Origin of the sequence: Amycolatopsis sp. FBCC-B4732 (genome assembly GCF_023008405.1) — a bacterium.
Taxonomy (GTDB): domain Bacteria; phylum Actinomycetota; class Actinomycetes; order Mycobacteriales; family Pseudonocardiaceae; genus Amycolatopsis; species Amycolatopsis pretoriensis_A.
The window spans coordinates 1,371,710-1,396,935 of the sequence record NZ_CP095376.1 but is presented as its reverse complement, the minus strand read 5'-3'; the positions used below and the strand labels follow the sequence as shown (position 1 = coordinate 1,396,935).

Here is a 25,226-nt window from a genome sequence, read left to right as displayed (position 1 = left end):
AACAAACAGGTTTACCGGGAAGTGGTGCCCGCCACCTTGGGATGCTGAGCGCATGACGGACACCCCGGCCCGGCTGCTCGGACTGCTCTCGCTGCTCCAGACGCCACGGGAATGGCCGGGCAGCGAACTCGCCGGCCGGCTCGGGGTCAGCCCGCGCACGATCCGCCGCGACATCGACCGGCTGCGCGAGCTCGGCTACCCGGTCGAGGCCAGCCGTGGCGTCGCGGGCGGGTACCGGCTGGTCGCCGGCACCGCGATGCCGCCACTGGTGCTCGACGACGACGAAGCCGTCGCGATCGCCGTCGGGCTGCGGACCGCCGCGGGGCAGTCCGTTTCCGGGATCGAGGAGGCGTCGGTGCGGGCGCTGGCCAAGCTGGAGCAGGTGCTGCCCGCCCGGTTGCGCCGCCGGGTGGGCACGCTCGGCACGGCGACGGTCGCCGCGCCCGCCACCGGGCCCGTCGTCGACCCCGCGCAGCTGACCGTGTTCGCCGGTGCGATCACCAACCACGAGACGGTCCGCTTCCGCTACCGGGCGAACGACGGAGCCGAGACCCGGCGCCGGGCCGAACCGCTCCGGCTGGTCGCGGCGGGGCGCCGCTGGTACCTGGTCGCCTACGACCTCGACCGGGCGGACTGGCGCGTCTTCCGCGCCGACCGCGTCCGCGACGCCCAGGCGACCGGCGGCCGCACCACCCCGCGCCCGCCACCGGCGGCGGACCTTGCGGCCTACGTCCTCGACCGGCTCTACGACCTCGCGCCGACGTACCGCGCGGTGGCCGTGTTGGCCGAACCGGCGGCGCAGATCGCGGCCCGGCTCGGCGTGGCGGCCGGCGAGCTGACCGACCTCGGCGACGGCCGGTGCCGGTGGCGGACCCACGCGGACACGCTGGACTGGCTCGCGTTCCGGCTGCTGGGCCTGGGCTGTGAGTTCACGGTCGAGGAACCGGCGGAACTGGTCGGGCACCTGAAGGTGCTGGGCGCCCGCGCCCACGCGGCGGCCGGTGAGCCTCTGCCGCGTTGAGGGGGATGTCGCGCGGCCGCGAGGGGAGCGCGGCCACTCGCCCCGGCAGGCGTCACCTCCCCGGACCGACCGGGACGCCGTCCGACCGCGAGGGGCCGGGTGCTGTGCTCGCGGCGGCCGGGCGCGGCAGGCGATGACCGCCGGCGCGGTTCGCCGGTTCTTCGATGGTCTGTGCACGGGATTTCCTCCCCTGCTCGGGGCGGTGGGCCGGCCCACCGCGGACCGGCCCGCCGCCGCTGTTCAGCTCGGCTCACCTCCCTCCAGGTCCGTGCGCCTGCTCGGCGGCACGGGGAGGTAGCAGCCCGGGTTCTCCGGGTCGCAGCCGACGCGGGGCAGCCGCGCGCGGATGCCACCGGGGGTGCGCTCGAACGACGTCGCGATTTCGGCGACGCTCTCGCCCGCGATCCAGCGGCTCTCCAGTTCCGCGTCCATCTCCTCGTTCCACGGGCGGCCTTGCTGGGCGGGGCGGCCGGCGGATCTTCGCCGAGGGGGCCGGGCCGCGCCGGTCGCGGAGAGCAACTCCTCGGCGACCAGGTCGGCGACCGTGGCCGCCACCGCGACGTCCAGGTCGAGGCTGCCCTCGGCGACCGGTTCGCCGCCGGGGCCGCCGGCTTCGAGCGTGATCATGACCTTGGGGGTCGGTTCGGCGCGGTCGAGGTCCGTCCTGGTCGCGACCACGATCTGGTAGGTGGTTTCCTGTGCCCGGATCTCGGTCCGGCGCTCTTCGATGATCGACATGCCCCGAAGCTAGCGCGCACCCCCGACAATTTTCGGCCACGCGCTGCTCACGGCCGACTTCGCTCCGAAATTGTCGGACCCCTCCTCTAGCGTCGCTAGGCGACCACACCGCGTCACGAGGAGGCGACGATGAGACACCGGCGGACAAGACGGTGCCCCGGTCCGGACGAGCCGGACCGGGGCACCGGGTGGGACTTGCGCTCAGAAGTGCAGCAGCTGGGCCAGCGTGCTCTGCTTCTCCTGGGCGGCCTTCGCGGAGCTGTCCGACTTCTGCGCGGCGGCACCGTCGGGCACCGGCGGCGGGACCGGGCTGCACTGGACGTCCGAGTGGTTGCCGGGCTGGCGCTTCGGCAGGGTGCCGGTGGCCAGGTAGTCGGCGATCTTGTCGTCCACACAGGACACCCCGGACAGCGAACCGGCGTGCGTGGTGCCGCCCGGCGCGCTGATCAGGCTCGACTTCGGGAACCGCTTGCGGACCTCGAGGCTGCCGGCGTACGGCGTGGCGGCGTCGAGCTCTTCGCTGATCAGCAGCGCACCGGACACCTTGCTGCCGTCGATGTTCACCGGCTTGCCCGCCTTCGCCGGCCAGAACACGCAAGGCGCGTTGAACCAGGCGTTGCCCCAGGTCTCGAACGGGGCCTTGAAGTAGGTGATCCAGTTGTCGGCGCGCCACTTGTTCCAGTTGGTCGGCCACTGCACGTCGGTGCACTGCACGCCGAGGTAGACGGCGAAGCCGTTGTCGTCGCCCGGCGGGTTCGAGTTGTCGTAGAGCGCCTTGAGCGTCTGCCAGTCACCCTTGTGCACGTAGCCGTCGAAGGCCTTGGCCATGTCGACCCAGCCGAAGACGTAGTAGCCGGCCTGCAGGAAGACGTCGGTCCACTCGTCGCCGCCGATGACGCCGCCCGCGGGGTTCTTGGTGAGCTTGCGCTGCGTGTCGTACCAGAGCTTCTCGACGGCGCCACCGGTCTTGCCGAGGTGGTAGACGTTGTCGTAGGACGCCAGCCAGTCGAAGTAGATCTTGATGTTCTTGCCGAACGCGACGTCCTGGTCGAGGTTGGCCTCGTACCAGACCTTGCGCGGGTCGACGTTGCCGTCGAGCACCATCCGGCGGACGTTCTTCGGGTACAGCGTGCTGTACACCTGGCCGAGGTAGGTGCCGTAGGAGAAGCCGTAGTAGTTGATCTGCTTCTCGCCCAGCGCCTTGCGCAGGCTGTCCATGTCCTGCGCGACGTCGGTCGTCTTGATGTGGTCGAGGATCTCGCCGTTCTTGCGGCACGCGTCGGCGTACCCCTTCGAGCGGGCGAGCCACGTCTTCTCCAGCTGCGGCGTGGACGGCACGTACGCCGGCCGGTTGTAGCTGAAGTAGTTCCCGTCGCAGCTGATCGACGGCTTGCTGGACCCGACGCCCCGCGGGTCGAAGCCGATCCAGTCGTAGTTGTCACCCGCGTGGTTCGGCACGTACTTGCCGAGCACCGAGAGGCCGAGGCCGGAGCCGCCCGGGCCGCCCGGGTTCACCAGCATGATGCCCTGGGACTGCGCGGTCTTGTGCTTGATCCGCGACACCGCGACGGAGACCTTCGTCCCGCCCGGCTTCGCGTAGTCCATCGGCACCTCGAGGAAGCCGCACTCGGCGCCGTTGGCCTTGAGGCTCGCCGACGCGCAGGGCCCCCAGGCGATCGGCGCGGGGGTGAACTGCACCCCGGGATCCGCCGAGGCGGCGGGCGCGGCGGCCATCAGCCCGGCCGCGAGCCCCGCGGCGGCGACGGCGGCAACGATTCTTTTCACAGTCGTCCTTTTCGTCCGCATTCGACAGAGTTCGCCGTATTTCGACGAAACTACCGGCAACCTTGGACAATCTCGTCGACCGACGCGACTTCCGCCATCCGCCTTTCGTCGGGACCTGCGCCCGCCGTCGAGTCCCGGAACTGTCGGTGGCCGGAAGTACGCTGCGGGTCGCCGGAAGGCGCAGGGAGGACGGATGAACGTCGACGATCGGCTGGTCAAGGCGCTCCGCACCGGGCTGGCGGAGCTGGCCGACCCGGCGAAAGCGCCCGCGATGCAGGCGTACATGAAGTCGGCGATGCCGTTCCGCGGGGTCGCGAAACCGCAGCGCAGCGTGCTGATCAAGCGGGTGCTCGCCGACCACATACTGCCCGATCGAGTGACATATTCAGCGACCGTCCTGGAGTTGTGGCGGACTGCCGAATTCCGCGAAGAGCGCTACGCGGCCATCGATCTTTCCGGCTATCGGGCGTACCGCGGCTGGCAGGACGCCGAACTGGTGCCGATGTACGAGGAAATGATCGTCAGCGGGGCCTGGTGGGACCACGTGGACGAGCTCGCGATCCGCCGGATCGGCCCGATCCTGCGTGCCGACCGCCCCCGGCTGACGCCGGTGCTGCTGAGGTGGGCGGCCGACCCCGACCTCTGGCGCCGCCGGACGGCGATCATCTGCCAGGTCGGCGCGAAGGAGGAGACGGACACGGACCTGCTGACCCGGGCGATCGAGCCGGCGATCGCCGAGCCGGAGTTCTTCCTGCGCAAGGGAATCGGCTGGGCGCTGCGGGAGTACGCGAAGACGGCGCCGGACTGGGTGCGGTCCTTCGTGGACGATCACCCGGGGCTGTCCGGACTGTCGAGGAGGGAGGCGCTCAAGCACATCGGCTGACCGGCGGGGGCGAATCCCGCGCGCACAGAACGCGAAGCGACGGGCTGCCGACACGCGCGCGACCGCGGCGGAACGTGAGCACGCAAGCCGCGCCCCCACGCGCGACCGCTCCTCGCGAGCCAGAACGCGTTGGCACGGCTGGCAGCCCGATGCGATCGCCGCGGGACGCGGCCCGGCGACCACGCGCCTGGATGCGGGCACCCAAGCAGCCGACACGCGCGACCGCGGCGGAACGCAAGCACGCAAGCCGCGCCTGCGCACGACTGGGCCGGAACGCGAAGAAGGGCCGGCTGCCCGGCCCCTCTCCTTCAGCGTCGTGCGTTCCGTCAGGCGCGCAGAGCCGCCTCGAAGCGCTCGCTGGCCGCGGCCACCGCCGCGTCGCGGGCCTTCGTGGCCTCGTCGACCGTCAGGGTGCGGTCGGCTGCCCGGAAGCGGAGCTTGTACGCCAGGGAACGTTTGCCCTCGCCGACCTGCTCGCCCGCGTACACGTCGAACAGCGTGATGTCCTCGAGGAGCTCGCCCGCTCCCTCGCGCAGCACCGCCGCGAGGTCCGCCGACGGCACGTCCGACTTCGCCACCAGGGCGACGTCGAGGAGCACCGGCGGGTAACCCGACACGCTCGGGGCGGGGCGGTCGTCCGGGAGCGGGATGGCGTCGAGGTCCAGCTCCATCGCGACCGTCCGCGGCGGCAGGCCGAGGGCCTCGACCACCTTCGGGTGCAGCTCGCCGGCGTGGCCGATCGGCCAGTCGCCGACGCGCAGCTGGGCGCAGCGGCCCGGGTGCCACGGCGGGAGGTCCGTTGCCTGGACCGTCAGCTCGACGCCGGCGGCCTCCGCGATCGTGCGGGCGGCCTGGACCGCGTCGGCCCAGCTCGCCGGCTCGCCGGCACCCCACCAGCCCGCGCGGTGGCGGTGGCCGGCGAGGACCACCGCGACGTGCAGGGGCTGCTGCGGGACAGCGGCTTCGAGGAGGGCCAGCTCCTCGTCGCTCGGGCGCTGGTCGACGCCGAGGTCCGGGACCTTCAGCGGGTTCGGCGCGGGCAGCACGACCTGGCCGATGTGGTACAGCGAGACGTCCTTCATCCCGCGGGACACGTTGCGTTGCAGCGTGTCCAGCAGGCCCGGCAGCAGTGTGGTGGCCAGCCGGTTGCGGTCGGCCTCCAGCGGGTTGCGGACCACGACCGCGTTGCGGCGGACGTCGTCTTCTGGCAGGCCGAAGGCGTCCCACACCGAGTCGCCGACGAACGGGAACGGGCGCACCTCGATGTAGCCCGCCTCGGCGAGCGCACGGGAAACGCTCCGGACGCGCCGCTGGGCGTCGGTCAGGCCGCGGCCCGCCGGGGCGGCAGGCAGCGTCGACGGGATGCTGTCGTAGCCCTCCAGCCGCAGGACCTCTTCGACGAGGTCCGCGGGCTGGCGCAGGTCGCCGCGCCAGCTCGGGGGGACCGCCGTGACCAGGCCGGTGCCGTCGTCGCCCGTGCTCACCGCGACCTTGCAGCCGATCTGGGTGAGGCGGCGGACCGTGACGCCGCGCTGGTAGTTCACGCCCGCGACCTTGTCCGGCAGGTTGATCGGCATGACGACCGGCGGGTTCGGCTCGACCGAGCCCTCGTCGGTGCGGCCGGGGCGGATCGACGCGTCGCCGTACTGGCGCAGCAGGCGGGCGGCCAGCTCGACGGCGGCCGGGCACAGCTGCGGGTCGGTGAACCGCTCGAAGCGCTTGGCGGCCTCGGAGAACAGCTTGTGCCGCCGCGCGGTGCGGCTGATCGCGGCCGGGTTCCAGTGCGCCGCCTCGAGGAGCACGTCGGTGCTTTCCGTCGTGATCTCCGTGCTCGCACCACCCATCGTGCCCGCCAGCGAGATGACGCCGCTGTCGTCGGCGATGACGATGTCGTCCGGGTCGAGCGCGCGCTCGACGTCGTCCAAAGTGGTCAGCTTCTCGCCCGGCTTCGCGCGCCGGACCACCAGGTCGCCCTGGATGGCCTTGGTGGCGAACGCGTGCAGCGGGTGGCCGAGCTCGAGCATCACGTAGTTGGTGACGTCGACGGCCAGCGAAATCGACCGGATGCCGGCCAGCATCAGCCGTCGGCGCATCCACCACGGGGTCGGCGCGGTCGCGTCCAGGCCGGTGACCCGGCGCAGCACGAACCGCGGGCAGCCTTCCGGGTCTTCGACGCGGACCGGCCAGGCGTCGCCCTCGGCCGCCGGGACCTCCAGCAGCGCCGGGTCGCCGAAGGGGACGTCCAGCGCGTTCGACAGCTCGCGTGCGAGGCCGCGGATCGAGAGCGCGTAGCCGCGGTCCGGGGTCGGGGTCAGCTCGATGACCGTGTCGTTCAGGCCGAGGAGTTCCTGGGCGTCGTCGCCCGGGCTCGCCGTGCCCGAGGGCAGCACGAGGATGCCGGTGTGGTCGTCGCCGAGGCCGAGCTCGCGGGCCGAGCAGATCATGCCGTCGCTGACGCGGCCGTACGTCTTGCGGGACGCGATGGCGAAGTCGCCGGGCAGGACGCTGCCCGGCAGCGCGACGACGACCAGGTCGCCCTCGGTGAAGTTGCGGGCGCCGCAGACGATGCCTCGGGTCTTGATGCCGTGCGGGCCCTCGTCGAACTCGCCGGCTTCGTCTTCCTCGTCTTCGTCTTCCTCGTCGTCCAGCGCCTCGTCCTCGTCGGCGGGCTCGCCGACGTCGACGCGGCAGAACCGGACCGGCTTCTTGAACTCGGTGAGCTCTTCGATCTCGGCCACCCGGCCGACGACCAGCGGCCCGGTCACCGGGCCGAGCTCGCTCAGGTCGTCGACCTCGACACCGATCCGCACGAAGGCGTCGGCGAGGTCCTGCGGCGTGATCTCCTCGGTGAGATCGAGGTGTTCGGTCAGCCAGCTGACTGGAACTCGCACTACGCCTCCGTTCCGAAGGGAAGGGTGAAGCGGACGTCGCCCTCCACCATGTCGCGCATGTCCGGGATCCCGTTGCGGAACTGCAGGGTGCGCTCGATGCCCATGCCGAAGGCGAAGCCGGAGTACACGTCCGGGTCGACGCCGCAGGCGCGCAGCACGTTCGGGTTGACCATGCCGCAGCCGCCCCACTCGACCCAGCCGGGGCCGCCCTTCTTCTCCTCGAACCAGACGTCCACCTCGGCGGACGGCTCGGTGAACGGGAAGAAGTGCGGGCGCAGGCGGGTCTTGGAGCTCTCGCCGAACATCGCGCGGGCGAAGGCGTCCAGGGTGCCCTTGAGGTGCGCCATGGTGATGCCCTTGTCCACCGCGAGGCCTTCGACCTGGGTGAACACCGGGGTGTGCGTCGAGTCGAGTTCGTCGGTCCGGTACGTGCGGCCCGGGCAGACGACGTACACCGGCAGGTCGCGGTGCAGCAGCGTGCGGGCCTGCACCGGCGAGGTGTGCGTGCGCAGCACCAGGCCGGAGTCCTCCTCGCCGACGTAGAACGTGTCCTGCAGCTGGCGGGCCGGGTGGTCCTTGCCGAAGTTCAGCGCGTCGAAGTTGAACCACTCGGCTTCGAGCTCCGGGCCCTCGGCGACCTCGTAGCCCATCGCGACGAACGCGTCGGCGACGCGCTCGGAGATCGTGCTGATCGGGTGGCGGGCGCCGCGCGGGACGCGGTCCCACGGCAGCGTGACGTCGACGGCTTCTTCGCGCAGGACACGCTCGTCGCGCTCCACCTGGAGCTCGGCGCGGCGGGCGTCGAAGGCCGCCTGGACGGCCTGCCGGGCCTCGTTGACGCGCTTGCCCGCCTCGGCCTTCTCTTGCTTGGGCAGGGCGCCGATCTCGCGGCGGGCCAGGCCCACCGGGGCCTGGTCACCGAGGTGCGCGGGCTTGACCTCGGCCAGCGCCTCGAGCCCGGTCGCGGCGGCGAACGCCGCTTCGGCGGCCTTGACCGCCTCCTGCAGCGTTTCGGGGGCCAAAACCGCGCCCTGGGCTTCCTTCTCCTTGGCTCCGGACATAACTCCTCGGCGTCCGCTGGGACTGGTTCGTTCGGGCGCCGCCGGACACGCGGCGCACGAGAGGTCAAAGGCGGGAAAAGTCTATGGGATCGGGTCCGCGCGCCCCCGGTCGCCCCGTGGCCGCGCGGCCACCCGCTCACCGCGCGGGGAAAACCCCCGCGAAGTCGGCGTCCGCGAACTCGCCGGCCACCACGCCCTCGGCGGCATAGCGGTACAGCGCGGTCTGGTAGATGCCGGACAACGTCGAGGTGAAGACGGCCACCAGCACCGACCAGACGAGTGCGAGGCCGAGGCAGACGAAGACGGTGGCCGGGCCGCCGCCGAGCAGGAAGCCGGCCAGCACGAGCACGGCGTAGCCCGCCAGGCTCAGGATGAAGCCGATCAGGCCGATCCCGACGCCGCCGGCGACGTTCTCGCCCCACGTCCGGCGGAACAGCTCCACCGACCGCCGGACGCCGGCTTTCACGCCCGCGCCCTCGAGCACGACGACGGGCAGCACGAGGAACGTCGTGAGCCGCCAGGCCAGGCCGATCAAGCCGGCGACGAACTGGCCGAGGAAGCCGAGGCGCTCCTCGATCGCGCGCAGGACCAGGCTGACCGTCGCGGAGACGGCGGCCCAGCCGAGCAGCGCCGGCCACCGGCGCGCGGCCGCGGCCAGGCCCGCCCCGACCGCCGGGACGCCGCCGCGGAGCGCGACGTCGGCCTGGGAGATCAGCGCCGCGTTGAAGAAGATCGCGACGAACGCCGAAGCGACGTAGAACACGGCGAGCAGCACCCACGACCCGGCCGTGGGGCGGCCGCCGTCGGCGATCTCGACGTGGGAGAGGAAGAACGCCGGTGTCAGGAACACCCCGGCGACGAACAGCCCGGCGAGACCGGCCAGCACCGGGAACCAGGCCAGGCCCCGGTGGGCGCGCAACACCCGCACCGAAGCGGTGAACAACGCGTACGAACGAGCGAGCTTGCCCATGAATCCCCCGGAACGATCTGGTCGGGCGGAGCCTAGCGGCTGGTCAGCGGTGTGCCGCCAGCGCACTCGTGTAGACGCAGACCGCCGCCGCGGTGGCGAGGTTGAGGCTCTCCGCCTTGCCGTACAGCGGGATCCGGACCGCGAGGTCGGTGCGCTCGAGGACGTCGGCGGGCAGGCCGTGGGCCTCGTTGCCGAAGACCCAGGCGGTCGGGGCGGTGAGATCCACCCGATCGAGTTCGGCGTCGGCGTAGCCGTGGGCGGCGAACGTCCGCAGGCCCGCGGCCGAGCAGGCGGCCAGCGCGGCCGGCACGTCCCGGACCCGCGTGATCGGCAGGTGGAAGAGGCTGCCGGCGGCGGCGCGGACGCACTTGCCGTTGTGCGGGTCGACGGTGTCGCCGGCCAGGACGACCGCGTCGGCGCCCGCGGCGTCGGCGACGCGGATGACCGTGCCCGCGTTGCCGGGGTCGGCGACGTCCACGAGCACCACGACGAGCCGGGCGCCCGGCGTCACGGCCGCTTCGAGCGGACGGTCGAGCAGCGCGCAGACGGCCACGATGCCCTGGGGCGTCACGGTTTCCGACAGCCCGTCGGCGGCGCGGTCGGTGATCGGCGAGACCCCGACGCCGGCCGCGCGGGCCGTCTCGACCAGGTCCGCGTGTTGCTCCGCCGCGCGGGCGGTGACGAACAGCTCGTGCACGGTGCCGTGCTCGAGCGCGGCCTCGACGGCGTTGGCGCCTTCGGCCAGGAAGCGGCCGGTCTTGTCGCGTTCCGCACGCCGCGTCAGCTTGCGCGCAGCAACGACCCGGGGGGTCCGTTCGGTGAACGGATCCGCCCCGGGCCGGGGAAAGCTGCCGGTCAGGCCGACTTCGCTTCGGTGTTCACGTTGGCCTTGGCGAGCTCGGCCAGCGCGGTGAAGGCGGCGGCGTCGTTGACGGCGAGGTCCGCGAGGATCTTGCGGTCGACCTCGACACCCGCGGCCTTGATGCCCTGGATGAACCGGTTGTAGGTCACGCCGTTCTCGCGGGCGGCCGCGTTGATGCGGGTGACCCACAGGCGGCGGAAGTCACCCTTGCGGGCACGGCGGTCCCGGTAGGCGTAGTTGAGCGAGTGAAGCGTCTGCTCCTTGGCCTTGCGGTACAGCCGCGAACGCTGGCCGCGGTAGCCGCTGGCCAGTTCGAGAGTTGCGCGACGCTTCTTCTGGGCGTTGACCGCCCGCTTGACGCGTGCCACGGGTCCATCCTGTCGATCTCAGGGGGCGAGGGGAAACGCCCCGGGTGGTTTACAGCAAGTTCTGCGGGATCAGATGCCGAGCAGGCGCTTGACGCGGCCGGCCTCGGTCTTCGCCAGCTCGGTCGTGCCCTCGAGCCGGCGGGTGAGGCGGTTCGACTTCTTCTCCATGAGGTGGCGGCGCCCGGCCTTCTGGCGGCGCAGCTTGCCCGTGCCCGTGACGCGGATCCGCTTGGACGTACCGCTGTGGGTCTTCATCTTCGGCATTTCAGTCCTCTTTCGTGCGGCGGCTCACCGGAGATTCCGGTGAGCCGCTGACTCGTGCTGGTCGGCGCCTACGCGTCGGGAGTCGGCTCGGGGACCGCCTCGGCCTTCGCCTTCGGCTTCACGTTCTTGTGCGGGGCCAGCACCATGATCATGTTGCGACCGTCCTGCTTGGCCGACGACTCGACGAAGCCGAGCTCCGTGACGTCTTCGGCGAGCTTCTGCAGCAGCCGGTAGCCGAGCTCCGGCCGGGACTGCTCGCGACCGCGGAACATGATCGTGACCTTGACCTTGTTGCCGGCCGCCAGGAAGCGCGACACGTGACCCTTCTTGGTCTCGTAGTCGTGCTGGTCGATCTTGGGGCGCAGCTTCTGTTCCTTGATAACGGTCAGCTGCTGGTTGCGCCGCGACTCGCGGGCCTTCTGCGCGCTCTCGTACTTGAACTTGCCGAAGTCCATGAGCTTGCACACCGGCGGGCGGGCCTGCGGCGCGACCTCGACGAGGTCGAGATCGTTCTCCTGCGCCAGGCGCAGCGCATCCTCTATCCGGACGATGCCGACCTGTTCACCGGCGGGTCCGACGAGTCGGACCTCCGGCACCCGGATTCGGTCGTTGATGCGTGTCTCGGAGCTGATGGGGCCTCCTTGGTCCGAGGAATGTTTCCTGTTCTCGTTCGACCTGGTGCCCACATAGCGAAGGCCCCGGTCACCTTTCGGTGCGCGGGGCCCACTCTGTTTCCGATCGTGCCCCGGAGGACACTTCTTCACCCTGGACTGACGTCCGGGCGAGACCGGACCCGGCCACCTGAACGGTGACGCGGGTGGGAGCGGGGCTCCACTTGCCGCCCCCGATCGCTCAGGGGCTGGTCGCTCGTGGAAGGGTACCAGACGTGTCAGAACAACCCCCCGAACAGCCCCCCTATTCCGAACGGCAGCTCGAGGAGATCCCGAGCGTGGAGGTGATCAGCCGCGCGGCCGTGATGCTGCTGTCGGCCGGCGCCGAGCGGCTCGGCCTCGCCGACGCCGACCCGGAGACCTCCCCGCACCGCGACCTCGACGAGGCCCGCCGGCTGATCACCGCGCTCGCCGGACTGGTGACGGCGTCCGCCGAATACCTGGGCCTGCACGCCGGCCCGTTGCGGGACGGCCTGCAGTCGCTGCAGAAGGCCTTCCGGGAGGCTTCGGTCGTGCCCGATCCCCCTGGTCAGGGTCCTGGGGAAAAGTACACCGGCCCCGTTTACTGAGCCGACGGCCCGGCCGGTGCGGTGCGCCGGCCGGGCGCTACGGGGTGGGCACGCCGGCCGTCGCCGGGCCCGGTCGGGCGTTTCCGGCACCGGCTGGGGGTCACGGCCCGGACCGAACAGGTCCCGCGCGCTTCCCGCAGCCAGGGCTGCGCCACGGCCCGCGCTCGAGGCCTTGCCGCACCAACCCCCGAAGCACAGGCCGGACCCGCCCGCGGCGAGAAGATGCGCCGGACCCTGCCTCCAGCCGAACCGCGCCGGCCCTGCTCGCCGCCGGGCACGCTCGAGGCCTTGCCGCACCAACCCCTGGAGAGCGGGCCAGAGCCGCCCGCGGCGAGAAGGAGCGCCGGGTTCCGCCTCCAGCCGGAGTTGCGCCACGCCGGCCTGCTCGCCGTACGAGCCGGACCCGCCCGCGGACTGAGCGGGCGCCACCCTCCTCCCCCACGGAGTCGGGATCACCGTCCGCAACGCGGATCCGTAACCCTTCCAGCTGGCCGTGCCGCCGGGCGCCCGCGAACGTCGAAGCGAAACAACGCCATTGGCGCGCCCACAGCGCCCTAAAGAAGTAAGACAGCTCGCAGTTCACCCGACCAGGTCTTCCCCACCCCGTCTCTGACATCTAACATGTTAGATGTGAGTCTTCCGAAGGTCACCCGCCCACTCCTGCGCGACGAGGCGTACGACCACATCCGGCAAGCCATCGTGGACGGGTCCCTCCCACCGGGCGCCCCCCTGCGCGACGGCGACCTCGCCGAGCAGCTCGGGCTCTCCAAGGCACCCGTCCGCGAAGCCCTCCGCCGCCTGGCCGAAGAAGGTCTCGTCGACTCGAAGCCGCAGAGCTACACCCGCGTCTCCGAGGTCATGTCCCCCGACGTCCTCGACGCGAGGGAGATCGTCCGGGTGCTGCACGAGTTCGCCGTCCGGCAGGCCGCCGCGAAGTGCCGTCCGGAAGACGTCGCCGCCATGCGCGCCGCCAACGATCGCTTCGCGAAAGCCATCGAGGCCGGTGACGTCAAAGCGGCGGTCAAGGCGGACGACGAACTCCACGACGTCCCCGTTCGGCTGGCCGGCAATGCCGCCGTCGCCGCGACCCTCGACCGCTACACCCCCCTGCTGCGCCGGCTCGAACACGCGCGGTTCAGCTCGGCGCTCGCCTGGAACTCCGTCCTGCGCCACACGAAGCTCATCGACGCGCTCGAAGCCCGCGACCCCGCCACCGCCGTTTCCGTGATCTCGACCATCTGGACCGATCTGCTGGAGGACCGATGACCCTCGCCGACTTCCCCCGCTACCCGCTGCTGTTCGGCCCGTCGCCGGTGCACCCGCTCGAACGCCTCACCGCCCACCTCGGCGGCGCGAAGGTCTGGGCGAAGCGTGAGGACGTGAACTCCGGTCTCGCCTACGGCGGCAACAAGACCCGCAAGCTCGAATACCTCGTCGCGGACGCCCTGAAAGAAGGCGCCGACACCCTCGTCTCGATCGGCGGCGTCCAGTCCAACCACACGCGGCAGGTCGCGGCCGCCGCGGCGCGGGCCGGGCTCAAGGCCGTGCTGGTGCAGGAAAGCTGGGTCGACTGGCACGACCCGCTGTACGACAAGGTCGGCAACATCCAGCTCTCGCGCATCCTCGGCGCGGACGTCCGGCTCGTGCAGGCCGGCTTCGGCATCGGCTTCAAGGAGGCGTGGGAAGACGCGGTCGCCGAGATCGAAGAGCACGGCGGGAAGCCCTACGCCATCCCGGCGGGTGCCTCGGACCACCGGCTCGGCGGGCTGGGCTTCGCGAACTGGATCGTCGAACTCGAGGAGCAGGAAGAAGAACTCGGCGTCTTCTTCGACACGGTGATCGTCTGCTCGGTCACCGGCAGCACGCAGGGCGGGATGGTCGCGGGGACGGCGCTGAGCGGCAAGCCGCGGCGGATCCTCGGCATCGACGGCTCGGCGAAGCCGGCCGAGACCCGCGAGCAGATCACCCGGATCGCGCGGAACACCGCGGACCTGATCGGCGCCGGCGAGATCGCCGACGTCGAGCTGGACGACCGCTACCACGCCGGGATCTACGGCATCCCCGACAAGTCCACTGTGGACGCGATCGAGACGTGCGCCCGGCTGGAAGGCATGATCACCGACCCGGTGTACGAAGGCAAGTCCATGGCGGGACTCATCGACCTCGTCGGCCGCGGCGAGATCGGGAGCGACTCCAACGTCCTCTACGCGCACCTCGGCGGGCAGCCCGCGCTCAACGGCTACACGAGCGTCCTCGGCTGAACCGGTGGGCCGGGAGCGATCCCGGCCCACCGAAGGCTCAGTCCAGCACGCAGAGCACGTCGATCTCGACGAGCAGCTCGCCCGGGAGGCCGACGTACACCGTCGTGCGCGCGGCGTGCGGGGCGTCGCCGATCAGCTCGTTGTAGACCTCGTTGAACGGCGCGAAGTGCGCCGTGTCGGTCAGGTACACGCGGACCATGATCGCGTCGGCCAGGCTCGAGCCCGCCTCCGCCAGCACGGCCTCGATGTTCTTGAACGTCTGCCGGGTCTGGCCCACGACGTCGTCGCCGACGATCTCGTTGGTGGCCGGGTCGAACGCGACCTGACCGGCGACCTGCAGCAGGTTCCCCTTGCGGACGGCCTGCGAGAACCTCGCCGGCGGCTTCGGCGCGTTCTCGGTGGAAACTGCCGTCTTGCTCATCAGTGCCCCTTTCCGTTCCCCGTCCATCCACTGTGGACGGAAGCTTCGTGCGTCGCCGCCCGCAGGTCCGGGACCAGGGCGAGCAGGCCTTCGTAGTCGAGCAGCACCTTCGGCACCGACATCGACGCCGCGGCGAGCACCTCGCCGTCGGCGCCGCGGACCGGGGCGGCGATGCAGTGGATGAAGTCTTCGTGCTCGGCGTTGTCGACGGCGTAACCGAGGTGCGCCACGCGCTCCAGCTCCGCCAGGAAGTCCGACGGCGTGGTGATCGTGTTCGGGGTCAGCACCCGGTACTCGATCGACCTCGCGATCTCCTCGCGCCGGGCCGCGGGCATCGCGGCGACCAGCACCTTCCCCACCGCCGTGCAGTGCAGCGGCGCTCGCTTGCCGACGCGCGAGTACATCCGCACCGAGTGGCGGCCCTCGTACTTGTCGATGTAGACGACTTCGCCGTCGTCGTAGCTGGCCAGGTGCACGGTGTGGCCGGTGCGCGCGTTGAGCGCGGCGAGCGCGGGCTGGGCGCTGCGCCGGACGTCGATCGAGTCGAGCGCCTGGTTGGCCAGGTCGAACATCGCGCTGCCCAGCCGGTAGTACCGGGCGCCTTCGCGGCGGACGAAGTGGTGCTGTTCGAGGGTGCGCAGCAGCCGCAGCACCGTCGACTTGTGCACGCCGATCTCGTCGGCGAGGTCGTCGAGGGTGCGCGCATCTTTCGCGATCGACCCCAGCAGGGTCAACGCGCGGTCCAAGCTCTGGCTCACGTGCGCACCACGCCCTCTCCGGTCAGCCGGGCCGAACTCCACGCGTCCGGATCCGCCTGGAGCAGGCTATCCACCACCTCGCGCGGCAGCGGCACCCCGACGTCGTCGTGGGTGAGCAGCGTCGCGGCGGCCTGCAGGTGCCCCTGGCGGAGCCGGTGCAGCGGAGCGGCGCCGCGCAGGGTCGCGGCGAGGAAGCCGGCGGCGAACGCGTCCCCGGCGCCGACCGGCTCGACGACGTCGACCCGCAGCGCCGGCGAGAACAGCGGTTCGCCTTCGACCAGGGTCGCGCCGCGCTCGCCGTGCTTGACGACGAGCGTGCGCGGGCCCGGCAGGAGGGCGCGCAGCTCGGCCGGGTCGCCGGTCCCCCACACGCGCTGGGCTTCGTCGTCGCCGGTCAGCACGATGTCGGCCCGCGCGGCCAGCTCCGCGAGCAGGCTCGGGTCGCGGCCGGTCCAGAGCGCGGGGCGGAAGTTGACGTCGAACGAGATCAGCCGGTCGCCGCGGGGCATGTCCAGCAGCGCGCGCACGAGCGCGAGGCAGCTGTCGGACAGCGCCGGCGTGATGCCGGACAGGTGGAGCACGCGGACGCCGCCGAGGTCGAGCCGCTCCAGCAGCGACGGGCCCATCCCGGACGCGGCCGAGCCGGAGCGGTAGTAGCGCACCGGGCTGCCGCCGGCGCCGCTTTCCTTGATGTACAGCCCGGTCGGGCGCGCCGGGTCGACCGTGCACGCGCTGACGTCGACGCCGTGGGATTCGACCTCGCGCAGCAGTGCCCGGCCGAACGGGTCGTCACCGACGGCACTCACCCAGCCGCTGCGCACCCCCAGCGTCGGCAGGTTGCAGGCCACGTTCGATTCGGCGCCACCGATGGTGCGCACCCACTGCTTGACCTCGTCCGGCGGGCCGGGCTCGGCGGGCACGAACAGCGCCATCGACTCGCCGACACACAACACCTCGGGCCCGCTCGTCACTGTCCGTCTCCCTGCCCTTCACCCCGTTGACCTGTGGCGACCCGGATGCTACACCTATGGCACTCAAAATGCGCAACAGTCGTTGCAACATACGCAACAGAGGTCGCCGCCGATGAACACACCCGCCGCCTGCACCATGAACACCGCCGCGCTCGACGCCCTCCGCCAGGAGCGCGTCGACTGGCGGTTCCGCTCCGCCGCCCCCGCCCTGACCGGGCTGACCCTGGAAGAAGCCGCGGAACGCAGGCTCAACCTCTTCGCCGACGGGTTCTTCGCGCCCTTCGTCGTGCTCGACGACGACGCTCTCGAGCACAACCTGCGGACGATGGCCGCCTGGTGCGCCGCGCGCGGCGTCGTGCTCGCCCCGCACGGCAAGACGACCATGGCACCGCAGCTGTTCGCGCGCCAGATCGAGCACGGCGCGTGGGGCGTGACCTGCGCGAACGCCGGGCACCTCCGGATCTACCGCGCCTTCGGCGTCTCGCGGATCCTGCTGGCCAACCAGCTCCTCGACCCGGCCGGCCTGCGCTGGCTGGCCGCCGAGCTGGCCGCGGACCCGGGCTTCGAGTTCGTCTGCTGGGTCGACTCGGTCCGCGGCGTCGAGCTGATGACCGCAGCCCTCGAAGGCACCGAGCGGCCGGTGGACGTGCTCCTCGAACTCGGCGCCGACGGCGGCCGCACCGGCGTTCGCGACTCCGCGACCGCCTGGGCCGTCGCCGAAGCGGTCGACGCCAGCCCGGTGCTGCGGCTGCGCGGCACCGGCGGCTACGAGGGCGCGCTCTCGCACGGCACCGACGATGCCGCGCTCGCCAAGATCAGCTCCTATGTGGACGGTCTGCGCGACCTCGCGATCGCCTTCGCGGACAAGGGACTCCTCGACGGACAGATCATCGTCACCGCCGGCGGCAGCGCGTACTTCGACCAGGTGGCGAACGAGCTGACCAAGCCGTGGCCGGCCGGCCTCGACGTGCTGCCGGTGCTGCGCAGCGGCGCCTACCTCACCCACGACGACGGCTTCTACCGCGAGATCTCCCCGCTCGGCGACCACCCGCGCATCGACGGCGTCGAGTCGTTCCGCCCGGCACTGCGGGCCTGGGCGCAGGTGACGTCGAAGCCGTCGGACGAGCTCGCGCTGCTCACCATCGGCAAGCGCGACGCGTCCTTCGACGAGGGCATGCCCGAGCCGCAGCTGCGCCGGACGCCCGACGGCCCGGCCGAGCCCCTCGACGGGCACGTCGTCGCGAAGATGAACGACCAGCACGCGTTCCTCACGCTGCCGCCGGGGTCGCCGGTCGAGGTCGGCGACTGGATCGGGCTCGGCCTCTCGCACCCGTGCACGGTGTTCGACAAGTGGCCGCTGCTGCCGGTGACGGCGGCCGACGGCGAAACCGTCGTCGACCTCGTCCGGACGTGGTTCTGATGGACGTCGTCATCAAGAACGCGCTGGTCGCCGACGGCACCGGCGACCCGCTCACCCGCCACGACGTCGGGCTGACCGGCGGCAAGATCGCGAGCGTCGCCGAGGCGGGCTCCCTGGCCGGACGCCGGAACATCGACGCCGACGGGCTCGTGCTCGCGCCCGGCTTCATCGACATGCATTCGCACTCCGACCTGCAGCTGCTGGCCAACCCCGAGCACCCGGCGAAGATCACCCAGGGCGTCACGACCGAGGTGCTCGGCCAGGACGGGCTCTCCTACGCGCCCGTCGACGACGCCGTGCTCGAAGCGCTCCGGCAGCAGCTCGCGGGCTGGAACGACGACCCGGCGGGGTTCGACTGGAACTGGCGCTCGGTCGGCGAATACCTCGACCGGCTCGACCGGGGCATCGCCGTCAACGCCGCCTACCTCGTGCCGCAGGGCACGGTCCGGATGCTCGCCGTCGGCTGGGCCGACCGGCCCGCCACCGACGCCGAACTGGCCCGGATGAAGGAGCTCGTCGCCACCGGCCTGGCCGAGGGCGCGATGGGGATGTCCTCCGGGCTGACCTACACGCCGGGCATGTACGCCGAGACGAGCGAGCTGATCGAGCTGTGCCGGGTGGTCGGCGAGCTGGGCGGGTTCTACAGCCCGCACCACCGCAGCTACGGCAAGGGCGCGCTGGCGGCGTTCGCCGAGATGATCGACGTCTCGCGCCGCTCCGGCTGCCCGCTGCACCTCGCGCACGCGACGATGAACTTCTCGGTCAACAAGGGCAAGGCACCCGACCTGCTGAAGCTCCTGGACGACGCGCTCGACGACGGCTGCGACATCAGCCTCGACACCTATCCGTACCTCCCCGGCGCGACGTACCTGAGCGCGCTGCTGCCGAGCTGGGCCACCGAAGGCGGGCTCGACGCCACCCTGGCCCGGTTGTCCGATGTGGATGAACGCGAGCGGATCCGCGCCGAGATCGAGGAGTCCGGTTCGGACGGTGCGCACGGCGTCCCGATCGACTGGGACGCCATCGAAGTCAACGGCGTCCGCAACGAGCACAACGCCCACCTGGTCGGGCACAGCGTCGCCGCCTCCGCCCGCGCCCAGGGCACCGAACCGGCGAAGCTGTACTTCGACACGCTGCTGGACGAGAAACTCGGGACGTCGTGCCTGATGCACGTCGGGCACGAGGAGAACGTCCAGGCGATCATGCGGCACCGCACGCACACCGGCGGCAGCGACGGCCTCCTCGTCGGCGCGCGGCCGCACCCGCGCGCGTGGGGCACGTTCCCCCGCTACCTCGCCCGCTACGTCCGCGAACTGGGCGTGCTCGACCTCGCCGAGTGCGTTGCCCACCTGACCGGGCGGGCCGCGCGCCGGCTGCGGCTGACCGACCGCGGGCTGGTCCGCGCCGGGTACGCCGCCGACCTGGTGCTGTTCGACCCCGAAACGATCACCGACACCGCCACCTTCGACGACCCGCGGCAGGCCGCCGCGGGCCTCACGCACGTGTACGTCAACGGCGTCGCCGCCCTCGACGACGGCCGTCCCACCGGCGCCCTCGCCGGACACTCCCTGCGCAACCCCCGGAGAGCCCGATGATCCACTGGCTGCAACACACCACGGGCGGCCTGCTGACGCTCGCCGCCGTCTCGATCGCCGTCCTGCTGCTGCTGATCGTCAAGCTCAAGATCGAGCCGTTCATCGCGCTGATCGTGGTCGGCCTGCTCACCGCGCTGGCCGCGGGCCTGCCGGTCGGCACGATCGTCGGCACCGCGCAGAAGTCGTCGGACTCCTTGCTGGAAAAGGGTTTCGGCAGCATCCTCGGGCACATCACGGCGATCATCGGGCTCGGCACGCTGCTCGGATCGATCCTGGAACGCTCCGGCGGCGCGAAGGTGCTCACCGGGGCCCTGCTGCGGGGCTTCGGCGAAAAGCGGGCGCCGCTGGCGATGGGTGTCGCCGGGTTCATCTTCGGCATCCCGGTGTTCTTCGACATCGGCATCTTCGTGCTGGCGCCGCTGGTGTACGTCGCCGCGAAGCAGGGAAAGCGCTCGCTGGTGCTCTACGCGATGCCGCTGATCGCCGGCCTGTCGATCACGCACGCCTTCCTGCCGCCGCACCCGGGCCCGGTGGCGGCGGCCGGGCTGCTGCACGTCGAGCTGGGCTGGATCATCCTCATGGGCCTGGCCTGCGGCATCCCCGCGTTCCTCATCGGCGGCGTGCTCTACGCGACCTGGATCGGCAAGCGCATCGACGTCGGGGTGCCCGCCGAAATGATCGTCGCCGAAGAGGAAGGCGAAGAAGAGGAAGACGCGCCGTCGCTGGCGCTGGTCGGCTCGATCATCGCGGTGCCGCTGGTGCTGATCCTCGCCGGCACCTTCGGGAGCATCTGGCTGCCGAAGGGCTCCGCGCTCGCCGGGGTCGCCGCGTTCATCGGCACGCCCGCCGTCGCGCTGACCGTCGCCGTGCTGCTCGCGTCCTGGCTGCTCGGGCTGCGGCGCGGGTTCACCGGCAAGGACCTCAACGAGCTGGCGTCGAAGTCGCTGCGGCCGGTCGCGATGATCCTGCTGGTCGTCGGCGCGGGCGCGTTCTTCGGCGCGGTGCTCTCGGCCACCGGGATCGGCAAGGCCGTCGCCGACTCGCTGCACGACGCGGGCCTGCCGGTGCTGCTCGCGGCGTACGTCATCAGCTGCGGCATGCGCATCGCGCAGGGTTCGGCGACGGTCGCGATCGTGACCACGAGCGGGATCATCGCCCCCACCGTCGCCCAGCTCGGGTATTCGCAGGTCCAGCTGGCCCTGCTCGTCATGGCGATCTCCGCCGGGTCGATCATCGCCTCGCACGTCAACGACGGCGGGTTCTGGATCGTTTCGCGCTACTTCAACATGAGCGTGGTGCAGACGCTGAAGTCGTGGACCGCACTGGAAACCGTGCTTTCCGTTTCCGGTTTCGCGGTTTCGGCATTGCTCATGGCCGTGGTCTAGACCATACTGGAGGAAAGCCGCCGCCCGAACCGTTGGGAGACAAAGACGATGACCGGACTTTCCCGTCGTACGTTCCTCGGCGCCGCCGCGGGGGCGAGTGCCGCGACCGTTCTCGGTGCGCAGTTCGCCGCCGCGGCCACCACTTCGAAGGGCTGCATCGTCGGGGGGACCGTGTACATCGGCAGCTACACCAGCGGGGCGAACGGGCACGGCCTCGACGTCTCGAGCCGGACGGGCGCCGCGCTCGGGCCCGTCCGCACGATCCCCGGGATCACCGACACGTCGTGGTTCGACCGCAGTGCCGACGGCAAGACGCTGTACGTCACCAACGAAGGCGACCCGGCCGGGTACGTCTCGGCGCTGAGCGTCGCCGACGCCACGAAACCCAAGCTGCTCAACAAGGTTTCGTCCAAGGGCGGCGCGCCGACGCACCTGAGCGTGCATGCGAGCCAGAAGTACGTGCTGGCCGCGAACTACAGCTCGGGCAGCGTCGTCGTGCTGCCGGTCCTGGCCGGCGGGAAGCTCGGCGCGGCCACGGATCTCGTGACGCACCAGGCCGATTCCGGGCAGGCGCACGCGCACCAGGTCGTCAACGACCCGACCGGCCGCTGGGTGCTGTCGGTCGACCTCGGCGCGGACTCCGTGTACGTCTACTCCCTCGACGTCGCCACCGGGAAGCTTTCCCTGCACCAGCAGCTGAAGCTGCCCGCCGGCGCCGGGCCGCGGCACCTCGCGTTCGACCGGACCGGGAAGTTCGCCTACGTCCTGCAGGAGCTGCGCCCGGAGGTCACGGTGACGAGCTGGGACGCCGAAACCGGCACGCTGAAGGCCCTTTCCGTCTTCCCGGCCGTGCCGCCGGGCAGCACCGGCGACCGCTACCCCGGCGAGATCACCCTGTCGAAGGACGGCAAGTTCGCCTACGCCACCGTCCGCGGCCCGAACACCCTAGCGACGTTCTCCGTCGCCGGCGAGACGCTGAAGCTGGTGTCCACCGTGCCCAGTGGCGGCAACTGGCCGCGGCACGTGGCCCTCGACCCCGGCGAAAACTGGTTCTACGTCTCGAACCAGCGTTCCGGCACCGTCACCTGGCTGCCGCGCGACCCGGCCACCGGCCTGCCCGGCGCGGTCGCGGGGTCGCTCGCGGTCCCCGACGTCAACTCGGTCCACTTCGCCTGAGCCCCACCCCGGTCGTGAGTGTTCAGGGCGGTTCCAACCGCCCTGAACACTCACGAGGGGTACCCACTGGAGGATCCTCATGAGACTGCGCCGCACCCTGCCCGTTTTCGCCGCGGTCGCCCTGCTGGCCGGCTGCGCGCCCACCCAGTCCGCGCCCGCGGGCAGCGGCGGGGACGAAAAGACCGGCACCGTCCGCGTCTGGCTGTTCGACGAGGCCAACCGCGCGCCGAAGGAGGCCGCGGTCGAGGAAGCCATCACGGAGTTCAAGGCCGCGCACCAAGGCGTCGAGGTCGACGTCCAGTGGGTGCCGGTCGAAGGCCGCGCGGACAAGTTCTCCGGCGCCTTCAACGACCCGAACAACGCGCCCGACGTCGCCGAGTTCGGCAACACCGACGTCTCCAGCTACGCCGCCACCGGCGCGCTCGCCGACCTGACCGGCGACCTCGCGTCGTGGGGCGAGGGCAAGGACCTCATCCCGACCGTGCTCGACACCGCGAAGTCCGGCGGCAAGACCTACGGCCTGCCCTGGTACACCGGCATCCGCGCGTTGTACTACCGCACGGACGTCTTCACCGAGCTGGGCCTGAAGCCGCCCGCGACGCTGGCCGAGCTGACCGACACCGCGCGCCGGATCCGCGCCGCCAAGCCGGACCTCTACGGCATCTCCGTCGGTGGCAAGTACACCTACGCGATGCTGCCGTTCCTCTGGGCCAACGGCGGCGAGCTCGCGAAGGACGACGGCGGCAAGTGGAAGTCGGCCGTGACCGAGGAGAAGGCGAAGACCGGCGTCGCGCAGTACGCGAGCCTGCTCAAGGACGACGTCTGCCCGCCCGCGCAGTGCGCGAACCTCACCGGCACGCAGAGCGTCACGGCGTTCGCGGGTGGCAAGGCCGGCATGACCATCGGCGGCGACTTCAACCGCAAGGCCGTCGACCAGGGCGTGGCGAAGGGCAAGTACGCCGTCGTCCCGCTGCCGGGCGCCACGGCGGGCAGCATCGCCCCCGCGTTCGCCGGCGGCAACCTGCTGGGCGTCTTCAACGCGAGCAAGCACCGCGGGCTGGCGCTGGAGTTCATCGAGCTGCTCGGCGGCGCGAAGTACCAGGAGAAGATGTACACCGCGATGGGGAACCTGCCGACGCTGAGCACCGTGCAGCAGAAGCTCGCCGCGAACGACCCGTTCCTCAAGCCGTTCGTCGAAACCCTGAAGTCGGGCACCAAGTTCGTCCCGGCGACGCCGGCGTGGTCGAAGATCGACAGCCAGAACGTCCTGCCCACCGCCGTGCAGCAGATCGCGACCGGCGGCAAGGACCCGGCCGCGGCGCTCACCGATGCCGCGGCCGCGATGGACAAGGCCTTCGGCTAGTGGTGGTCGTCCAAGACGCCCCTCCCGTCACGGCGCCCGCGCGCAAGCCGCGGCGGAAGGGGGACGGCCGGGCCGCCGCGCTCTACCTCGCCCCGGCGGGCATCCTGCTCGCCGCGATGCTGGCCTACCCGATCTACCAGCTGATCCTGATCTCGTTCTACGACTACGGCCAGCCGCAGGCCGCGGGCAACGCGCCGCTGGTGTTCCTGGGCTTCGCGAACTACGCGGACCTGCTGTCCCAGGCGCAGTTCTGGACCGTACTGGGCAAGACGGTCGGGTTCGCCGCGGCCTGCGTCGCCGGTTCGCTCGTCGTCGGCACCGGGCTCGCGGTGCTGGCGAGCCGCGTGCGCTCGCTGCCCCGGACGCTGCTGTTCCTGGCCGCGCTGGGCGCGTGGTCGACGCCGGCGATCGCGGGCTCCTACGTCTGGCTGTTCCTCTTCGACACCGACTTCGGCCTGGTCAACGAGGTGCTGACCGGGCTCGGGCTGCCGTTCGAGCACCACTCGTGGACGTTCGGCACGCTGGGCGCGTTCGGCCTGGTCGCCGCCGAGGTCGTCTGGTGCTCGTTCCCGTTCGTGCTGGTCACGATGTACGCGGGGATCAAGGGCGTGCCGGACGAGGTGCTCGAAGCCGCGTCGCTCGACGGCGCGTCGGTGTGGCGCACCAGCTGGTCGATCGTGCTGCCGATGGTGCGGCCGCTGCTGATGATCGCGACCGTCCAGTCGATCATCTGGGACTTCAAGGTTTTCACCCAGATCTACGTGATGACCAACGGCGGCGGCGTGGCCGGGCGCAACCTCGTGCTCAACGTCTATGCCTACCAACAGGCCTTCGCCGGGCAGGAATACGGCCTCGGGTCGGCGATCGGAGTCGTGATGACGGTGTTGCTGCTGTCGATCACCGGGCTGTACGTCCGGTCGCAGCGCCGGAGCGCGGCATGGCTCTAGCCGTTCGCCGCCCCGGCAGGCTGATCGCCGAAGCCGTCACGATCGTCATCGCCGGGCTGATCGCGTTCCCGCTGTACTGGATGCTGCTCTCGGCGGTGAAGCCGCCGGGCGAGATCCAGTCGGCGAACCCGAAGCCGTGGACGTTCAGCCCGTCGTTCGACAGCTTCTCGCGCGTGCTCACGGTTTCGGGCTTCGGGCGCTTCTTCCTCAACAGCCTGCTCGTGGCCCTGGTCGTCGTGGTGCTGTCGCTGCTGCTGTCGTTCCTTTCGGCGGTCGCGCTGACGCGGTTCTCGTTCAAGGGCCGGACCGTGCTGCTGGTGATGACGCTCGTCGCGCAGATGGTGCCGGTGGAGGCGCTGACCATCCCGCTGTTCTTCCTGATGCGCCAGATCGGCGGCGTGGTGCCGGCGTTCGGGCTCAACGAGCTGGGTTCGCTGGTGCTGGTGCACCTGGCGTTCAGCCTGCCGTTCGCGATCTGGATGCTGCGCGGGTTCGTGGCCGCCGTACCGGTGGAGCTCGAAGAGGCGGCGAAGCTCGACGGCGCGTCGCGGGTGCGGTTCACCTGGCAGATCCTGTTCCCCCTGGTGGCGCCCGGGCTGGTCGCGGTGAGCGTGCTCGCGTTCATCCACGCCTGGAACGACTTCCTGTTCGCCAAGACGTTCATCATCTCCAAGACCGAGAACCAGACGCTGCCGCAGGCGATCCTGGTGTTTTTCAAGCCGGAGGACACCGACTGGGGCGCGGTGATGGCTTCCTCGACGTTGATGACCATCCCGGTGCTCGTGTTCTTCGTCCTCGTCCAGCGACGGCTGGTGTCCGGCATGGCCGGCGCCGTGAAGGGCTGAC

Annotated in this window: 24 protein-coding genes; 12 read left to right on the top strand and 12 right to left on the bottom strand. The window is 71.2% G+C overall.

The genetic code is table 11. The annotated features are described in order from the left end of the window. Nucleotides 1–52 precede the first annotated feature (52 nt). Nucleotides 53–1,021: a YafY family protein gene (locus MUY14_RS05665; protein WP_247021514.1), complete on the top strand. Its 969-nt coding sequence runs from the start codon at nt 53–55 to the stop codon at nt 1,019–1,021. Between the two features lie 240 nt (nt 1,022–1,261). Here the strand turns inward: MUY14_RS05665 and MUY14_RS05660 are convergent, their stop codons facing one another. Then, nucleotides 1,262–1,759: a helix-turn-helix domain containing protein gene (locus MUY14_RS05660; RefSeq protein ID WP_247021512.1), complete on the bottom strand. Its 498-nt coding sequence runs from the start codon at nt 1,757–1,759 to the stop codon at nt 1,262–1,264. 201 nt (nt 1,760–1,960) lie between these two features. Continuing rightward, nucleotides 1,961–3,544, bottom strand: a complete 1,584-nt coding sequence (locus MUY14_RS05655; RefSeq protein WP_247021510.1) for an alpha/beta hydrolase — start codon at nt 3,542–3,544, stop codon at nt 1,961–1,963. Between the two features lie 193 nt (nt 3,545–3,737). On the opposite strand from MUY14_RS05655, the gene MUY14_RS05650 reads away from it, so the two are divergent. Continuing rightward, nucleotides 3,738–4,427, top strand: a complete 690-nt coding sequence (locus tag MUY14_RS05650) for a DNA alkylation repair protein (protein ID WP_247021507.1) — start codon at nt 3,738–3,740, stop codon at nt 4,425–4,427. 326 nt (nt 4,428–4,753) lie between these two features. On the opposite strand, the gene pheT is transcribed toward MUY14_RS05650, so the two are convergent. The 7 genes from pheT to infC form a co-directional block, all read right to left on the bottom strand. After that, nucleotides 4,754–7,318: a phenylalanine--tRNA ligase subunit beta gene (gene pheT, locus MUY14_RS05645; protein WP_247021505.1), complete on the bottom strand. Its 2,565-nt coding sequence runs from the start codon at nt 7,316–7,318 to the stop codon at nt 4,754–4,756. Next, nucleotides 7,318–8,379, bottom strand: a complete 1,062-nt coding sequence (gene pheS, locus MUY14_RS05640) for a phenylalanine--tRNA ligase subunit alpha (protein WP_086856942.1) — start codon at nt 8,377–8,379, stop codon at nt 7,318–7,320. Before pheS ends, pheT begins: the two co-directional genes overlap by 1 nt. Before the next feature lie 136 nt (nt 8,380–8,515). Next, nucleotides 8,516–9,349 (bottom strand): DUF6159 family protein, encoded by an 834-nt coding sequence (locus MUY14_RS05635; RefSeq protein WP_247021503.1) that lies wholly within the window; start codon nt 9,347–9,349, stop codon nt 8,516–8,518. Nucleotides 9,350–9,392: 43 nt separating this feature from the next. Further along, nucleotides 9,393–10,208 (bottom strand): RNA methyltransferase, encoded by an 816-nt coding sequence (locus MUY14_RS05630; protein ID WP_281506324.1) that lies wholly within the window; start codon nt 10,206–10,208, stop codon nt 9,393–9,395. Next, nucleotides 10,205–10,579, bottom strand: coding sequence for a 50S ribosomal protein L20 (gene rplT / locus MUY14_RS05625; protein WP_247021499.1), 375 nt, complete (start codon nt 10,577–10,579; stop codon nt 10,205–10,207). Before rplT ends, MUY14_RS05630 begins: the two co-directional genes overlap by 4 nt. Before the next feature lie 69 nt (nt 10,580–10,648). Next, complete coding sequence (gene rpmI, locus MUY14_RS05620) at nt 10,649–10,843, bottom strand: 50S ribosomal protein L35 (protein WP_086672342.1); 195 nt, start codon at nt 10,841–10,843, stop codon at nt 10,649–10,651. A 68-nt stretch (nt 10,844–10,911) separates the two neighbouring features. Then, nucleotides 10,912–11,529, bottom strand: a complete 618-nt coding sequence (gene infC / locus MUY14_RS05615) for a translation initiation factor IF-3 (RefSeq protein ID WP_247021497.1) — start codon at nt 11,527–11,529, stop codon at nt 10,912–10,914. Between the two features lie 200 nt (nt 11,530–11,729). On the opposite strand from infC, the gene MUY14_RS05610 reads away from it, so the two are divergent. From MUY14_RS05610 to MUY14_RS05600, 3 genes are all read left to right on the top strand, one after another. Further along, nucleotides 11,730–12,083: a DUF1844 domain-containing protein gene (locus MUY14_RS05610; RefSeq protein WP_247021495.1), complete on the top strand. Its 354-nt coding sequence runs from the start codon at nt 11,730–11,732 to the stop codon at nt 12,081–12,083. A gap of 630 nt (nt 12,084–12,713) precedes the next feature. Then, entirely contained in the window at nt 12,714–13,349 is a 636-nt protein-coding gene (locus MUY14_RS05605) for a GntR family transcriptional regulator (protein WP_396126753.1), read from the top strand. Beyond that, complete coding sequence (locus MUY14_RS05600) at nt 13,346–14,344, top strand: 1-aminocyclopropane-1-carboxylate deaminase (RefSeq protein ID WP_247021491.1); 999 nt, start codon at nt 13,346–13,348, stop codon at nt 14,342–14,344. The genes MUY14_RS05605 and MUY14_RS05600 overlap by 4 nt, the downstream gene beginning before the upstream one ends. Nucleotides 14,345–14,381: 37 nt before the next feature. Here the strand turns inward: MUY14_RS05600 and MUY14_RS05595 are convergent, their stop codons facing one another. The 3 genes from MUY14_RS05595 to MUY14_RS05585 are packed head-to-tail and all read right to left on the bottom strand — an operon-like array spanning nt 14,382 to nt 16,455. Continuing rightward, entirely contained in the window at nt 14,382–14,765 is a 384-nt protein-coding gene (locus tag MUY14_RS05595) for a RidA family protein (protein WP_247021489.1), read from the bottom strand. Next, a complete protein-coding gene (locus tag MUY14_RS05590) occupies nt 14,765–15,523 on the bottom strand; it encodes an IclR family transcriptional regulator (protein ID WP_247021487.1) in 759 nt (252 codons plus the stop codon). Before MUY14_RS05590 ends, MUY14_RS05595 begins: the two co-directional genes overlap by 1 nt. Further along, nucleotides 15,520–16,455, bottom strand: a complete 936-nt coding sequence (locus MUY14_RS05585; RefSeq protein WP_247025064.1) for a sugar kinase — start codon at nt 16,453–16,455, stop codon at nt 15,520–15,522. The genes MUY14_RS05590 and MUY14_RS05585 overlap by 4 nt, the downstream gene beginning before the upstream one ends. Before the next feature lie 151 nt (nt 16,456–16,606). On the opposite strand from MUY14_RS05585, the gene MUY14_RS05580 reads away from it, so the two are divergent. From MUY14_RS05580 to MUY14_RS05550, 7 genes are all read left to right on the top strand, one after another. After that, nucleotides 16,607–17,914, top strand: a complete 1,308-nt coding sequence (locus MUY14_RS05580) for an amino acid deaminase (RefSeq protein ID WP_247021485.1) — start codon at nt 16,607–16,609, stop codon at nt 17,912–17,914. Beyond that, a complete protein-coding gene (locus MUY14_RS05575; RefSeq protein WP_247021483.1) occupies nt 17,914–19,509 on the top strand; it encodes an amidohydrolase family protein in 1,596 nt (531 codons plus the stop codon). The genes MUY14_RS05580 and MUY14_RS05575 overlap by 1 nt, the downstream gene beginning before the upstream one ends. Continuing rightward, nucleotides 19,506–20,894, top strand: a complete 1,389-nt coding sequence (locus MUY14_RS05570) for a GntP family permease (RefSeq protein WP_247021481.1) — start codon at nt 19,506–19,508, stop codon at nt 20,892–20,894. Before MUY14_RS05575 ends, MUY14_RS05570 begins: the two co-directional genes overlap by 4 nt. 48 nt (nt 20,895–20,942) lie before the next feature. Then, nucleotides 20,943–22,070 carry a lactonase family protein gene (locus tag MUY14_RS05565; protein ID WP_247021479.1) on the top strand — a complete coding sequence of 376 codons (1,128 nt, stop codon included), beginning with the start codon at nt 20,943–20,945 and terminating at the stop codon, nt 22,068–22,070. Nucleotides 22,071–22,149: 79 nt separating this feature from the next. After that, nucleotides 22,150–23,433 carry an extracellular solute-binding protein gene (locus MUY14_RS05560; RefSeq protein WP_247021476.1) on the top strand — a complete coding sequence of 428 codons (1,284 nt, stop codon included), beginning with the start codon at nt 22,150–22,152 and terminating at the stop codon, nt 23,431–23,433. Next, nucleotides 23,433–24,380: a carbohydrate ABC transporter permease gene (locus MUY14_RS05555; protein ID WP_396126752.1), complete on the top strand. Its 948-nt coding sequence runs from the start codon at nt 23,433–23,435 to the stop codon at nt 24,378–24,380. Before MUY14_RS05560 ends, MUY14_RS05555 begins: the two co-directional genes overlap by 1 nt. Then, nucleotides 24,371–25,225: a carbohydrate ABC transporter permease gene (locus tag MUY14_RS05550; RefSeq protein ID WP_247021474.1), complete on the top strand. Its 855-nt coding sequence runs from the start codon at nt 24,371–24,373 to the stop codon at nt 25,223–25,225. The genes MUY14_RS05555 and MUY14_RS05550 overlap by 10 nt, the downstream gene beginning before the upstream one ends. The last annotated feature ends 1 nt before the right edge of the window (nt 25,226 follow it).